6 protein-coding genes and 1 pseudogene are annotated in these 14,442 nt (G+C 72.4%); 3 read left to right on the plus strand and 4 right to left on the minus strand.

From position 1 onward, the window contains the following. Positions 1–59 precede the first annotated feature (59 nt). Positions 60–5,597 (minus strand): annotated as a pseudogene (locus tag QM809_RS00025) (amino acid adenylation domain-containing protein); the annotation flags it as partial. A 438-nt stretch (positions 5,598–6,035) separates the two neighbouring features. On the opposite strand from QM809_RS00025, the gene QM809_RS00030 reads away from it, so the two are divergent. From QM809_RS00030 to QM809_RS00040, 3 genes are read left to right on the plus strand one after another with little or no spacing between them, the layout of a single operon-like run. Next, positions 6,036–7,079, plus strand: a complete 1,044-nt coding sequence (locus QM809_RS00030) for an ATP-binding cassette domain-containing protein (RefSeq protein ID WP_415043819.1) — start codon at positions 6,036–6,038, stop codon at positions 7,077–7,079. Beyond that, entirely contained in the window at positions 7,076–7,888 is an 813-nt protein-coding gene (locus QM809_RS00035; RefSeq protein ID WP_415043820.1) for an ABC transporter permease, read from the plus strand. Before QM809_RS00030 ends, QM809_RS00035 begins: the two co-directional genes overlap by 4 nt. Beyond that, entirely contained in the window at positions 7,885–8,706 is an 822-nt protein-coding gene (locus QM809_RS00040; protein WP_415043821.1) for an ABC transporter permease, read from the plus strand. Before QM809_RS00035 ends, QM809_RS00040 begins: the two co-directional genes overlap by 4 nt. A gap of 281 nt (positions 8,707–8,987) precedes the next feature. Here the strand turns inward: QM809_RS00040 and QM809_RS00045 are convergent, their stop codons facing one another. Genes QM809_RS00045 through QM809_RS00055 form a run of 3 tightly spaced genes read right to left on the minus strand, consistent with a single transcriptional unit; the run spans position 8,988 to position 14,415 of the window. Then, positions 8,988–10,859, minus strand: a complete 1,872-nt coding sequence (locus QM809_RS00045; protein WP_415043822.1) for a glycosyltransferase family 2 protein — start codon at positions 10,857–10,859, stop codon at positions 8,988–8,990. Further along, entirely contained in the window at positions 10,856–13,393 is a 2,538-nt protein-coding gene (locus tag QM809_RS00050; protein WP_415043823.1) for an AMP-binding protein, read from the minus strand. Before QM809_RS00050 ends, QM809_RS00045 begins: the two co-directional genes overlap by 4 nt. 11 nt (positions 13,394–13,404) lie before the next feature. Beyond that, positions 13,405–14,415 carry an alpha/beta hydrolase gene (locus QM809_RS00055; RefSeq protein ID WP_415043824.1) on the minus strand — a complete coding sequence of 337 codons (1,011 nt, stop codon included), beginning with the start codon at positions 14,413–14,415 and terminating at the stop codon, positions 13,405–13,407. Between the last annotated feature and the right edge of the window lie 27 nt (positions 14,416–14,442).

Genomic DNA, 14,442 nt, shown 5'->3' on the forward strand with positions numbered 1-14,442 from the left:
ATGCGCTGACCGCGGATCTTCACCTGGAAGTCGTTGCGGCCCAGGAACTCCAGCACCCCGTCCGGACGGATCCGGGCCAGGTCGCCGGTGCGGTACAGGCGGGCGCCGTCGCCGCCGGGATCGGCGACGAACCGGCCCGCGGTCAGGTCCGGCCGGGAGTCGTACCCGGTCGCGAGCTGCACCCCGCGCAGATACAGCTCACCGGTCACCCCGACCGGCGCCTGGTGCAGGCGATCGTCCAGGACCAGGGTCGCCGAGTCGTCCACCGGGTAGCCGATCGGCACGGTCGCGGCGACCTCGTCCGGCTCCCACCGGTGGGCCGTGATGCCCACCGCGGCCTCGGTCGGCCCGTACAGGTTGTAGACCGTCGCCGACAGTTCCCGGGCGGCCCGCTCGGCGGTCGTCGGATTCAGCGCCTCGCCGATGCACAGCGCCCAGTCGAGCCGATGCGGCTCCAGTCCCGCATCGCGCGCGGCATCGAGCTGGGCGTCGAGCAGCGACGGCACGAAGTGTGCGACGGTCACGCCCCAGCGGCGCAGCAGTCCGGCCTGGTAGCGCGGGTCGAAGTGGCCGTCGGGCCGGGCCAGCACCAGCCGGGCGCCGGTCACCAGCGGCCAGAACAGCTCCCAGACCGAGAGGTCGAAGGTGAGCGGCGTCTTGAGCACCGCGGTGTCGCCGGGGGCCAGCGGGAACGCGGTGCGCTTCCAGCGGAGCTGCGCGGCGACGGCCGCGTGCGAGACCGCCACGCCCTTGGGCGCGCCGGTGGACCCGGACGTGTAGATGACGTAGGCGGTGTTCCCGGGCAGGAGATTCCTCGCCGGTCGAGATCTCGACTCCGCTCGATCAGCGAGGGGGAGCTCTCCCGCCGAGGGAAGCGCGCCCATCGAGGGGAGCGTGCCCGTGGCCGCCGAGACCTCGGGCGAGGTCACGTCGAACACCGGGATCGCACCGGCGTCAATCCCGGCCGGGACCTCCCCGGCCACCAGCAGCAGGGCCGGGCGGGCCGAGTCGAGCACCAGCGTGTTGCGGCGGGCCGGCGCCGTCGGATCCAGCGGCACGTACGCGCCGCCGGCGAACAGCACGCCGAGCACGGCGTCGACCAGCGGCGCCGAGCGTTCGATCGCCACCGCGACCCGCACCTCGGGCCCCACTCCGGCGGCGCACAGATGCGCGGCGAGTCGTCGTGCCTTGTCGAGGGTCTCGGCGTAGGTGAAGGCGTCGCCGTCGTCCTCGCACACCGCGTACGACGACGAGAACGCGGTCATCGCAGAATCGAGCAGATCCACCAGGGTGGCGTCGGGCCGCCCGCTGGTCCGGCCGCGCAGCACCCCGGTGTCCCGGCCGACCGCCAGATCGCCGACGGGCGTCTGCGGCTGCGCCAGTGCGGCGTCGAGCACCTCGGTCCACAGCCGGTGCCAGCCGGACACGGTGCGGCGGTCGAACAGGTCGGCGTCGTACTCCCACAGCACCCGCATCTCGTCGGCGCCGTCGGCCGTCGGGCCCTCGGTCAGGGTGAGGTGCAGGTCCGATTTGGCCACGCCCAGCGAGGGCTCGAGCACCTGGGCGCTCAGCTCGTCGAAGGCGAAGGCCGTCGGCGGCAGGTTCTGGTACGAGAAACCCACCTGGAACAGCGGATGGTACGACGCCGAGCGGCGCGGCCGCAGCAGGTCCACGAGCCGGTCGAAGGGGATGTCCGCGTGCGCGAAGGCCTCCAGGTCATGGGTGCGCACCGCGCGCAGCAGATCGGTGAACGACTGCGCCGAATCGACCTCGGTGCGCAGCACCACCGTCCCGACGAACATGCCGACCAGGTCGGCCAGGTGCCGGTGGCCGCGACCGGCGACGGGGGTGCCCACGGCGATGTCCGGCGAGGCGCTCAACCGCGCCAGCGTCACCGCGAGGACGGCGTGCGCCACCATGAACGGCGTGGTCCCGGTGTCGGCGGCCAGCGCGCGGAGTCGTCGTACGACGGCGGTGTCGAGCGTGGCCCGCAGTTCGCCGCCCCGGGCGCCGGCGACGGCGGGCCGCGGACGGTCGGTGGGCAGGGCCAGCAGATCCGGGAGGCCGGTGAGGCGCTCGCGCCAGTAGTCGAGCTGCACCGCGGCCACCGAGTCGGCGTCGGACTCGGCGCCCATCAGCTCGGCGTGCCAGAGCGTGTAGTCGCGGTAGGTCACCGGCAGCGGCGCCGTGTCCGGTGCGACGCCCGCGCGGCGGGCGCGGTAGGCCGCGGCGAGGTCGCGGGCCAGCGGCGCCGTCGACGAACCGTCCGCGGCGATGTGGTGCACCACGCACACCAGGACGTGGTCCTCCGGGCCCACCCGCAGCAGCGTCGCCGTCATCGGGACGGCCGCGGCGACGTCGAACGCGGTCACCGCCAGGCGGTGCAGCGTCGCGGGCAGGTCCTTCTCGACGACGTCGCGCACCTCGACGTCGAGCGCGGCCGCCGCCTCGGCGGTGTCGAGCACCTGCTGGATCGGCCCCTCGGGGCCCTCCGGGTACACCGTCCGCAGGGTCTCGTGCCGCTGCACGACGTCGCGCAGCGCCGCCCGCATGGCGTCCGGGTCGAGTCGGCCGCGCAGGCGCAGGGCGAGCGGGATGTTGAAGATCGCCGACCGGTCGTCGTACTGGTTGACGATCCACATGCGCCGCTGCTGCGGAGACACCTCGACCACGGCCTCGGGGTCGGCGCGGCGGCGCAGTTCCGGTGCCTTCCGGGCGCCGGCGCGACTCAGTTCGGCGGCCAGTCCGGCGACCGTCGGCGCCTCGAACACCCAGCGCACCGGGATCTCCAGGTCGAGTCGGGCACCGAGTGCGGCCACCATCGACGTGGCGCTCAGCGAGTTGCCGCCGAGGGCGAAGAAGTCGTCGTCGCGGCCGACCCGCTCGGCCCCGGTTACCTCGGCGAAGGCCTCGGCGACGGCGCGTTCGGCGGCCGAGGCCGGGGCGCTGTAGGGCGCCGACTGCATCGACGGCACCGGGAGCGCGGTCCGGTCGAGTTTGCCCGACGAGGTGAGCGGCACCTCGTCGAGCCGCACCAGTGCGGCGGGCACCGCGTGCGCGGGCAGCACGGTCCGCAAATGCGCGGCGAGGGCGTCGGCCTCCACGTCGCCGGTGTAGTAGCCCACCAGCACGGTCTGTCCGGTCGCGGTCCGCTGCGGTTCGGCGGCCGCGAACTCGACGCCGGGCGGCGCGGCCATCGCCGAGTCGATCTCGCCCAGTTCGATGCGGAATCCGCGGATCTTGACCTGCCGGTCGGCGCGCCCGCGGTACTCCAGGACCGGGCCGGATCCGGTGTCGTCGGCGACCCAGCGCACCAGGTCGCCGGTGCGGTAGAGCCGGGCGCCGGGCACCCCGAACGGGTCGGCGACGAAGCGGTCGGCGGTCAGCGCGGGGCGACGATGGTAGCCGCGCGCCAGGCCGACGCCGCCGAGGTAGAGCTCACCGGTGACGCCGTCGGGCACCGGCCGGAGACGATGGTCGAGCACCACCGCGGTGGTGCCGGTGATCGGCCCGCCGACGGTGACGGTCCGGTCCGGGTCCAGCGGCCCGGCCAGCGTCGCCATGACCGTGCTCTCGGTGGGCCCGTAGGCGTTGAACATCCGGCGGCCCGGCGCCCAGCGCGCGACCAGGTCACGCGGGCAGGCCTCGCCGCCGACGATCACGGTGCGCAGGCCGGAGAGGTCCTCGGACGGGACCGAGGCGAGGGCCGCGGGGGTGAGGAAGGCATGCGTGACCTGCTCCGACCGCAGGATCCGGGCCAGTTCCACACCGCCGTAGACGTCCGGCGGCACCACCACGAGGGTCGCCCCGGAGGCGAAGGCCAGCAGGAACTCCAGGATCGAGGCGTCGAAGCTCGGCGACGCGAAGTGCAGACTCCGGTCCCCCGGTCCGAGCTCGTACCGGCGGTTCTGCTCGGCCGCGAACGACGCGAGCCCGCGGTGGCTCACCGTGACGCCCTTGGGGCGCCCGGTGGAGCCGGAGGTGTAGATCAGGTACGCCGGGTGGTCGACGCGCAGCGGCCCACGCCGGTCGGCATCGGTGACGGGCGCGGCGTCGGTCCGCGCGAACTCCTCGCGCAGGGCGTCGGAGTCGAGCCGGATCCACGTGCGCACGGCCTCGTCGTCGGGCAGGTCGGCGAGCCGGTGGCTCCCGCCCGTGCCGGTGATGCCGAAGGCGGCGGCGCTGTCGTCGAGCAGGTAGGTGAGGCGTTCGTCGGGCAGTGCGGGGTCGAGCGGGACGAAGGCGCCGCCCGCGGTGAGGACCGCGAGTTCGGCGACGACGCTCGCGCGCCCGCGCGGCAGCAGGACGGCCACCAGGTCGCCGGGGCCGACGCCCGCCGCGATCAGCAGGCGCGCCAGCCGGTTCACCCGGTGCCACAGCTCGTCGTAGCGCAGGTCGACGTCGTCGACGACCATCGCGACCGCGCCGGGATCGGCGGCGGCCACCCGGGCGAGCAGGTCCGGGAGCGGCTCGGGGTCGACGGCGACCGGGCCGCGCGCCGGGACCAGGGCGTCGTGCTCGTCGTCGAACATCGTCGGCAGCGCGGTCACGAGTCGCTCGCCGGAGCCGTCCACGAGGGCGCCGAGGACGTGCAGGAAACGGCGGTGATGCGCGGCGAGCACCTGCTCGGAGTAGGCGGCGGAGTTGGCTTCGAGGTCGATCCGCAAGCTGCCGTCGCCGGTGCAGACGGTGAAGGCGAGGTCTTCGGTGGGGCCGGTCGTGAGCACGTGGCTCGGGCCGCGGCACTCCCCGATCTCGAGGTCGCCGCGGAACATCATGACGTTCACCACCGGGCCGAAGAAGGCGCGGGTGGCGGCGGGACCGTTCTGTTCGCGGCGCATGTCCTCGAAGCGGTACCGCTGGTGGCGGAGGGCGCCGCCGAGTTCGACGGTGATCTGCTTGATCAGCTCGGTGACCGTGGTCCGGTCGGTCACCGAGCTGCGGACCGGCACCACGTTCGAGACCATGCCGCCCGAACGCCGCAGCAGGGCGTTGGTGCGCGCGGTCACCGGGAGGCTCAGCACCACGTCGTCGGTACCGGTCATCCGTCCGACGTAGACCGCGGCGGCGGCGCTGACCACCGCGGCGGGGGTCGCCCCGGTGGTCTCGCAGAAGGTGTCGAACACGGTCTGCAGCGGGGGTTCGAGCAGTCCGCCGACCGTGATCGAGCGGTCGATCCGACCGGCCGGATCGGCCAGGGAGACCGGTTCGGGAAGTTCGGCGAGACGCTCCAGCCAGTGGTCGCGATCGCGTTGGAAACGCGAGGACTCACGGTATTTGAGGTCCTCGTCGCGCAGTGCCTGCAGATCGCCGGCCCGGGCTTCGGGGACGGGGTCGCCTGCGGCCATCGCCGAGTAGACCTGGACGGCGCGATCGGTGTAGGCCGCCGCCCCGTAGCCGTCGACCAGGATGTGGTGGGCCCGGGTGTACCAGAACCAGTGGTCCTCGCTCAGCCGGATCGTCACCGACTCGATCATCTTGTCGGTGAACAGGTCGAGCGGACGGAGGTAGTCGGCGTCCATCCACGCGCGGGCGGCGGCCTCCGGGTCGGGGCGGTCGCGGAAGTCGAGAATGCTCCATCTCGTCGTGCGCGTCATCGTCGTAGACCTGCATGGGCGCCTGCGACGGATCGTCGGCCGGGACGAAGCGGATCATCGTGCAGCTGAAGTCGCGGGCGACGCGGCGCGCGACTTCGGAGAGCAGTTCGGTGTCGAGGTGTCCGCGCAGATCGACGTACTGCGCGATCACCAGCGGAATCTCCGGGTTGAGCTGCTGGGCGAACCGAGATGCTCTGCTGAGCGGCCGAGAGCGGCACCACAGCGGTGGAGGTTTCACGGAAGTTGTTCAGCGTCAACGCACGTTCATTTCGACTCGGGGAACTGGCGGTCGCCGGGCGCCGGTCCCCCGGACCCGCATGACCCTGTGGGTGTTAATTAAGGCTACCCTTAACCTCACTGTAAACAGCTATCCGGACAGGTCGTACTGCGACCATCGCCACACAGCGCCGTACCTTTAGCGGAGGCTAACCTTCAATCATGCCCACAGAACAGTTGACGACGGCCGTCCGCGTCACCGACGTGACCAAGTCGTTCGACGACGTCGCGGCGCTGACCGGGGTGTCGTTCGAGGTCCCGGCCGGCAGCGTGCTGGGCATCCTCGGCCCGAACGGCGCGGGCAAGACCACCCTCGTCGACATCCTGTGCACGCTGCTGCCGCCGGACTCGGGCACCGCGACCGTCGCCGGACACGACGTGGTGCACGACGGCGCGGGCGTCCGCGCCGCGATCTCGATGACCGGCCAGTACGCGGCCCTCGACGAGACCCTCAGCGGACGCGACAACCTGATCTTCTTCGGACGCATGCAGGGGCTGCGCCGCCGCGCCGCGATCGCCCGGGCCGACGAACTGCTGGAGCGTTTCGAGCTGTCCCACACCGGCAAGCGCCCGGTGTACGCCTACTCCGGCGGCATGCGGCGGCGACTCGACATCGCCTGCGGCCTGGTGGTGGAACCGGCCGTCGTCTTCCTCGACGAGCCCACCACCGGACTCGATCCACGCAGCCGCCAGGAGGTGTGGAACCTGGTGGAACTGCTCAAGGCCGACGGCATCACGACCCTGCTCACCACGCAGTACCTGGACGAGGCCGACCTGCTCAGCGACAACATCATCGTGCTCGACCGCGGCCGGGTGGTGGCCGAGGGCACCGCCGCCGAACTCAAGGAACGGGTGGGCGGCGTGCACTGCGCGGTGACCCCGACCGAGCCCGCCGACGTCGACCGCCTCGCCGAGGTGCTCCGCGCCGCGCCCGGGGACCTGCGGATCATGTCGATCGGCGCCGACGCGCTCACCCTGACCGCGCCGGACGGCGTCGACACCCTCGCCGAGGTGATCGCGCTGGCCCGCGGCGCGGACATCGCACTGCACGACATCGGCCTGGCCACCCCGACGCTCGACGACGTCTTCTTCGCCCTGACCGGCGACGCGGAGTCCGGCGTCGGGTCGGGTTCGGACACCGGGTCGGGATCCGATGCGACGGCCGAGCCCGCCGTCTCCGCCGCGAGCCCGGGCGACGTGGCGTGACCCTGACCTGGCCCGACCGCACCGACCCCGAGGTCAGCGCCCACGGCTCCGTGTTCGTGCGGCAGTGGCTGGTGATGACCGGCCGCAACCTGCGGTCGGCCCGTTCTCAGGGCGAGTTCACCATCGCCGTGGCGATGCCCGTCGTCTTCGCCCTCGGCTTCTACCTCCCGCTGCGCCTCATCATGGCCGACCGCGGCATCGACTACGCCCAGTTCCTGATGCCGATCATCGTGCTGCAGGGCGTCGCCTTCACCGCGGTGGCCGCCGCGCAACGCGCGACCATGGACAAGATGCGCGGCATGAGCCGCCGACTGGCCTCCATGCCGGTCCGGCCGCTGGTCCCGCTCACCGCCCGGATGAGCACCTCGACGGTCCGGTCGGCGGTCTCCATCGGCACCGCGTTGGCGTTCGGCGCGCTGCTCGGTTTCTCGTTCGACGGCGACCTCCTCGACACCGCGGGTTTCGTCCTGTTCGCGCTGGCCGTGGGCCTGGTGCTGGCGATCGGCGCCGACTCGCTGGGACTGGTCACCCGCGGCGCCGAAGCCACCTCGCAGCTGCTGGTGCTCCCCCAGCTGGTGCTCGGCATGCTCTCGACCGGGTTCGTGCCGGAGTCGTCGTTCCCGGAGTGGGCACGGCCCTTCGCCCGGAACCAGCCGATCTCGCACTGGGCGTCGACCATGCGCGAACTCGCGGTCGGCGAACCGACGTGGGCCACCGCGAAACCGGGGCTGATCTGGCTCGGGGCGCTCGCCGTGGTGCTCGTCGCCGTCGCCCATCACACCCAGACGCATCGGCGGTTGTACCCGTGAGCAGAGCCCTGTCGTTCCCGCCCCGCACCGAGTGGACCCCCGAGCCGACGCCGCGGGCCCTGATCCGCGGCTCCCTGATCCAGGCCGAGCGGATCGTGCTCAAATGGCTCACCGACACCCCGACGCTGCTGCAGTCGCTGCTGCTCCCCGCGCTGATGGTGCTGCTGTTCTGGCTGATCCTGGACCGGTCGGTGAGCGACTACACGAACGCCTCGAGCGCCCTGGGCATGGTGCCGATGGTGGCGCTGGTCGGGGCGATGTCGGGGTCGTCGATCAGCGGGCTCGGCCTGCGCCGGGAGTGGACCGGCGGCCTGCTCACCAAGATGTGGACGCTGCCCGTCCACCGCGCGTCGGCGATGCTGGGACGGCTGCTGGCCGAGGCCGCCCGGATCGTGGTGACGGCGAGCGCGGTGCTCGCGGTGGGCACAATCATCGGTTTCCGGATCTCGACCGGGGTGCTCGGCTACCTGGCGATCATCGGGGTGGCGCTGCTGTTCGGGCTCTCGTTCTCCATCATGGTCACCGCGCTGGCGCTGCGGAACCGGGAGTCGCGGATCGTGGAACTGGTCGGTCTGGCCACCAATCTGGTGATGTTCTTCAACACCGGTTTCGTCCCGGCGTCGGCGTACCCGGCGTGGCTGCGCCCGTTCGTCGAGTATCAACCGGTGAGCTGCGCCGTCGAGGCCATCCGCGGGCTGGCCGGCGGCGGCCCGGTGGCACTGCCGCTGCTGTTGACGACGGCGTGGTCGTGCGCACTGCTGACGGCGTTCACCGTCCCCGCACTGCGCGGCTACCGCCGCGCCGCCCAACGCTGCTGAGGGACTGCCGACCCGCGGTCGGCGGAGACCGGGAGAGGGAGGCTTCGACACCGACCGCTCACTTCGTTCGCGGTCGGGCTCAGCCGGCGGACGACGAGAACCCTCCCGCAGCCGAGTCAGCGCACGCATTCGCGTGATCGACGCCCCGCCGCCGCGCGGCGTGTCCGTTCACCCGGTCGACGATTCGTGCCGCCGGCTGAGCCGGGGAGGAACGCAGTGACGAGCCGTGTCGAAGCCCAGCCCGAGCCCGCCGCGATGCCTCCTGCCGAGGAGAATCGGGATCACACGTACCAGCAACGATGCCGGGCGCTGCCCTTGATCCGGCCCCACAGGTTGCCGGCCTGGAAGAGCCACCGGCCGGTGGGGACCCGGGTGATCGCGGTGGGTAGCAGCGGGTTTCGTAGCAGCAGATACGCCACCACGTCGGCCGAGACGTACCAGGGGCGGCGCGGCAGACCGTAGTGGCGGTAGTCCGAGTACAGGCGCACGTCGCCTTCGCCGCACATCACCGACTGGCCCCAGATCCCGGCGTGCGTGTCGCGCAGCCGGTAGGCGACCAGCGCTTCCGGGGCGTGCCCGAGCACTCCCCCGGCGAGCTGGATCCGGATGGTGAAGTCGGAGTCCTCGGCGCCGCGGTCGTAGGCGAGGTCGAAGCCGCCGACGTCGTCGAACCGGTCCTTCCACACCCCGAGGTTGCAGGTCAGCCAGACCCGCATGAACCCGGGGAACTCGTACGGGACCTCCGGCGGCAGCATGTGCCGCCAGCTCTGGGCGCGGGCGGAGTTGAGGCTGTGCGTCTCCACCGCGCCGCCGACCGCCGAGCAGCGCCGTGCGACGGCGGTGAGTTCGGTGAGCCACCGCGGGTAGACGCGGTCGTCGCCGTCGCAGAAGGCGAGGAAGTCGCCGGAGGCCGCGGCCGCACCGACGTTGCGGGCGTACGACGCTCCCGCGGGCCCCGACGCGTCGACCCACCGCAGCCGGAGCCGTTCGGTGAGCCGATGTCCGTCGAGGTGTTCGCGCAGGCCGTCGGTGGAGTTGTTGTCGGCGACCAGCACCTCGAACGGCCTCGGGTAGTCCTGGGCGGCCAGGGCGTCGAGCTGTTCGTCGATCTCGTGCACGCCGTTGTGCACCGGTATCACCACGGACACCAGTTCGGGCAGGCCGCGGTCGGCTTCCAGCGGACGCTCGGACCGCTTCGGGGTGCCGCCCAGCCCCGCACGGCGCAGGGTCCGCTCCGGGATCTTCCCGGTCTCTCCGCGCCCAGCGGCCCGCCACCCGGCGGCGGTCATGGCCAGGCAGGCCGCCCGACGCGAACCGAACGTCATGCCGCGTCCCCGCGCGATCGTGTCCTTCGCGATCGAGACCGCCCACCAGATCCGCTCGGTGCTCCGGTATCGGCGATAGAGTTCCCGCCGATTGCGGGTGATGTAGTAGTGCCGGAACGGCGCGTGCTCGGTGAACCGCAGTCCCGAACCGTGGCCGCGCAGCAGCTTCCGGAGCGGTGCGGGCGGCGTCCAGTGCACGGGTTCGCCCAGGCTGTGCGCGATCCGGGTGCCCGGCACGATCAGCGCGTGACCGCCGTGCGCGCGGGCCCGCAGGTAGAACTCGCTCTCCACGCAGTCGATGAAGAGCTCCTCCTCGAACAGCCCGACCCTCTCCAGCAGCGCGCGGGTGATCACCAGACCCGACTGGATCGGTTCGAAGGCCAGCGTCAGCCCCTTCTCGGCGAACCAGAACGGGGCGACGTCGTCGTTGATGAAGGCGGGCGACACCATCACTTCGGTGAGCCCGAGCGATTCGGCCAGGGCCAGGTGTTCGACGCACCGCGCGAGGTAGCCGTCTTCCAGGTGCGTGTCCTGATCCAGGGTGAGCACCGCGTCGGCGCCGCGGTCGAGGGCCAGCTCGACCCCGCGGTTCAGCGTGTGGGCGATCCCGGAGTTGACCGGGTTCTCCAGCACCGTCGCACCGAGGTCGGCGCAGCGGTCGAGCACCCGGCGCACCGCGCCCGAGGGATCGGTCCGCAACGACGGCGAACCGTCGTCGACGACGATCAGCGACGCCGCCTGGGGCGCCGCTTTGGTCACCACCTCGACTAGTTCCGGGCCGGGTTCGAAGGCGGCGATCACGCCGATCACAGAGGTCACGGAGGTCATCGGCGGTCCTCGTCTCGGTCTCGTGCGGTCCCGTCGAGCGCCCGCCCGTCGAGCCTCTGTCCGTCGAGTGCCGTGCGGAGTCGGGCCGCAGTGGCGGCGACGTGCGGGTCGCGCATCATCGAATGGTGGTCGCCGGGGACTTCCGCCACCGTCAGGTCGCCGGTGGCGATCGGCGCCCAGCGGGCGGGATCGTCGTCGTTGTCGGAGGCCCGGACCAGGGTGACCGGTCCGGCGTACGGGGTCGGTCGGTGTTTGCGCAGCAGTACGCGCCCGAGGTCCCAGAACACGGTCCACTGCAGCGTGGTGGGCAGCCGCCAGAGTCCGGCGGTGGCGACCAGAGCGCGCATGGCGACCCGGTTCCACAGCACCGCGAGCCGGGCTGCGAGGGCCTGCCGGGGCTCCTCCGTCGGCGGCCCGGGGTCTCCGGGCACGACGCCGCCGCGGTCCGGGAGCGCCTCGCGCACCGGTGCGTCGGTCTCGAAACGCGGATCGAGCAGGACGACGCACTCCACCCGTTCGGCGCGCTCCCGCAGCAGGGTCGCGGCCTCGAGCATCACGAACGCCCCGAACGAGTAGCCGGCCAACCGGTAGGGGCCGTGCGGCGCCACCGCGGTGAGATCGCGGACGGCCCGGCGGGCGGCGGCCCGCACCGAGCGGTCGGCGCGCCCGCGCGTCTCCAGCCCGTGGGCCTGCAGACCGTAGACGGGTTCGTCGCCGCCGAGCGCGCGGACCAGCGGGAGCAGGCTCGCGGCCGGGCTGCCCGCCCCGGCGTAGAGGAACAGCGGGGTGCCGTCGCCCGGCCGGAGTCGGGTGAGCGATCCGGTGGCCGAGGAACGACGGTCCCGGTGCGCGTCGTCGAGCAGCAGCCCGAGCGCGGCGATGGTGGGATCGTTCGCGAACTCCGCGGAGGAGATGTCGACGAGCCAGCGGTCGCGCAGTTCTCCGAGCATGGTGGCGGCGGCCAGGGAGTCGCCGCCGAGTTCGACGAAGTCCTCGTTCCGGCCGACGTCGTCGAGTCCCAGCACCGTGCACCAGACCGCTTTCAGGGCGGCCTCGGTGGGTCCGCGCACCGGTTCGGGGGCGCGTTCGGGCGGGGGCGGCAGCGCCGCCCGGTCCACCTTGCCGCGTTCGGTGCGCGGCAGTTCGTCGAGCACCACCACCTGGCTCGGCACCATCCACGGCGCGAGGGTCCGGCCCAGCGCGGTCCGGATCTCGGCGGGCGACGGCGACCACCGGCTCCGGTCGACGGCCACGTGCGCGGTGAGCACGCCCGCGGCGGCATCCCCGGTCACCACGGCGTCGACCGTCCACGGCAGGGCCCGCAGCGCGGCCTCCACCTCGAGCGGTTCGACGAGGTAGCCGCGGATCTTGACCGCATCGTCGCGGCGGCCCAGGAGGTGCAGCTGTCCGGCGGCGTCGAACCGGCCGAGGTCACCGGTACGCAGGGCCGTGCGGCCGTCTTCCAGAGGGACGAATCTCCGGGCCGTGGACTCGGGGTCGTCGTGGTAGCCCAGGGCGAGGTGCGACGATTCGATCACCACCTCCCCCGCGTCGCCGGGCGGGACGTCGACGCCGTCCTCGTCGAGGATCCGGACGTGTTTGTCGGCGCTGGGGGCGCCCACCGGGATCGCGCCGTCGGGCAGCGCCCGCTCGGGCGGGTACGGGTTGAAGGCGAGGTTCCCGGCCTCGGACGACCCCGACCAGCTGCAGAAGACCCCGCGGGGCAGCAGCGTGCTGCGGAGCAGGGCGACGTCGGAGGCGTGGACCGGTTCGCCACAGGTGGTCAGGAGGCGGAGACTCTCGACGGCGGCGACGTCGGAGTCGGCCAGCCACGACCGGAGCAGGGACGGCGTGCAGTGCGCGGTGGTGGCCGATTCGGCGTCGAGCCACTCGCGGAGTCCGGCGGTGCCTCGATGTCGAACGTCCCAGAGCAGTAGGCCGGCGCCGTTGAGCAGGGGCATGAGGAGGCCGTCGAAGCCTGCGCCGAAGCTGAGCGGCAGCAGGACGGCGGCGCGGTCGTCGGGGCCGAGACCGAGCACCTCGCGGCCGTCGCGCGCCTGGTTGACCCAGCTGCGCTGGCCGTGCACCACGCCCTTCGGGCGGCCGGTGGAACCGGAGGTGAAGACCACCACGGCGGGGTCGTCGGGGGCCGGTTCGGCGACCGGTCGGTCCGAGGCCGGAAGTTCCCGGATCTGCTGCGGGGTCAGGTGTCGTGCGCCGGACAGCGCCAGGATGTGGGCGCGCCGCTCCTCGGGAAGGAACGGGTCGAGGGCGATCACGGGGTGGCCCGAGCAGAGCACCGACAGCAGGGCGAGCGCGGAGTCGACGTCGGACTCGGTCTCCACCGCCACCGGGCGACCGGGTTCGGCGACCGCCGCGGCGATCGCCCGTCCGCGTTCGGCCGACCGCGTCCCGGCCTCGGCGAAGGAGATCGTCTCGTCGGGGGTCGCCACGGCGACGGCGTCGCCGCGGCGGGCCGCGATCCGCTGCCAGCAGCCGGTCGTGGTGTTCGGTTCCACCGTCGTCCGTTTCACCGCGATCGCCGTTACCGCAGACCCGCGGCCAGCATCGGCCACGACCGCTTCAGTTCGTCACGCCAGTAGTTCCACGAGTGCGTACCGGTCGGCGGGAGATGGCTCTGGGCGGGGATCCCGAGTTCCCGCAGGCGGGCCGTCATGCGCTCGGTGCAGTAGCGGGTGGCCTTCTCCAGTGCGCCGCCGACCAGGATCTGGTCGTACAGCGGGGGCGAACCGGGAGCCTGGCCCTCGGGGGTGTCGTAGCGACCGGGCAGACCGCTGCCGCTGGAGAGGTAGACGCGGGTACCGCGCAGTTCGGCCGCGTGGACGTAGGGATCGTTGGCGGCCCACGCCGGGGAGCCGGACGGACCCCACATGTTGGTCGCGTCCGCACCGGCCGCGGTGTAGACGATGCCGCGCACCGCCGCCTCACCCTCCGGGGTGCTGGTCAGAGCGCAACCGCTGTACGACGCGACCGCACCGTAAAGCTCGGGCGCGGCGATCGCCAGGTTGAGCACCGAGGTGCCCGACATCGACAGACCCGCGATGGCGTTGCGGCCGGAACTCGTCAACGCGGTATCGAGTACGGGCGGAAGTTCCCTGGTCAGGAAGGTCTCCCACTGTGGCTTACCCACCTTGGGGTCGTTCCGCTGCCAGTCGGTGTAGTACGTGCCGCGTCCCTTCTCCGGAATCACGACGTTCACCTTCTTCTCGGCGAAGAACTTCTCTGCGTCGGTCTGCGCGAGCCAGTTGGCGCCGTCCTCGCCGCCGCCGGCGCCGTTGAGCAGGTACAGCGTCGGCGCACCCGCCATCTCGCTCTTCGGCCGGAGCACGTAGAACGGGATGTCGGCGCCCATCGACGTCGAACGCACCACGACCCGCCACAGGGCGTCACGCAGGTGGGTCAGCGAGAGCACCTGCGCGCCGGGGGAGGCCTGCGCGGGAACGACCCCGAACGAACCCGCGACGGCAACGGTGACGGCGATCAGGACGACCAGGACCAGGGAGAGGGCACGACGAAGCCCGACCGAAACCTTCATGATGGAGGTGATCCTACAGAAAGTTAG

Origin of the sequence: Gordonia sp. (in: high G+C Gram-positive bacteria) (assembly GCF_047600385.1) — a bacterium.
Classification (GTDB): domain Bacteria; phylum Actinomycetota; class Actinomycetes; order Mycobacteriales; family Mycobacteriaceae; genus Gordonia.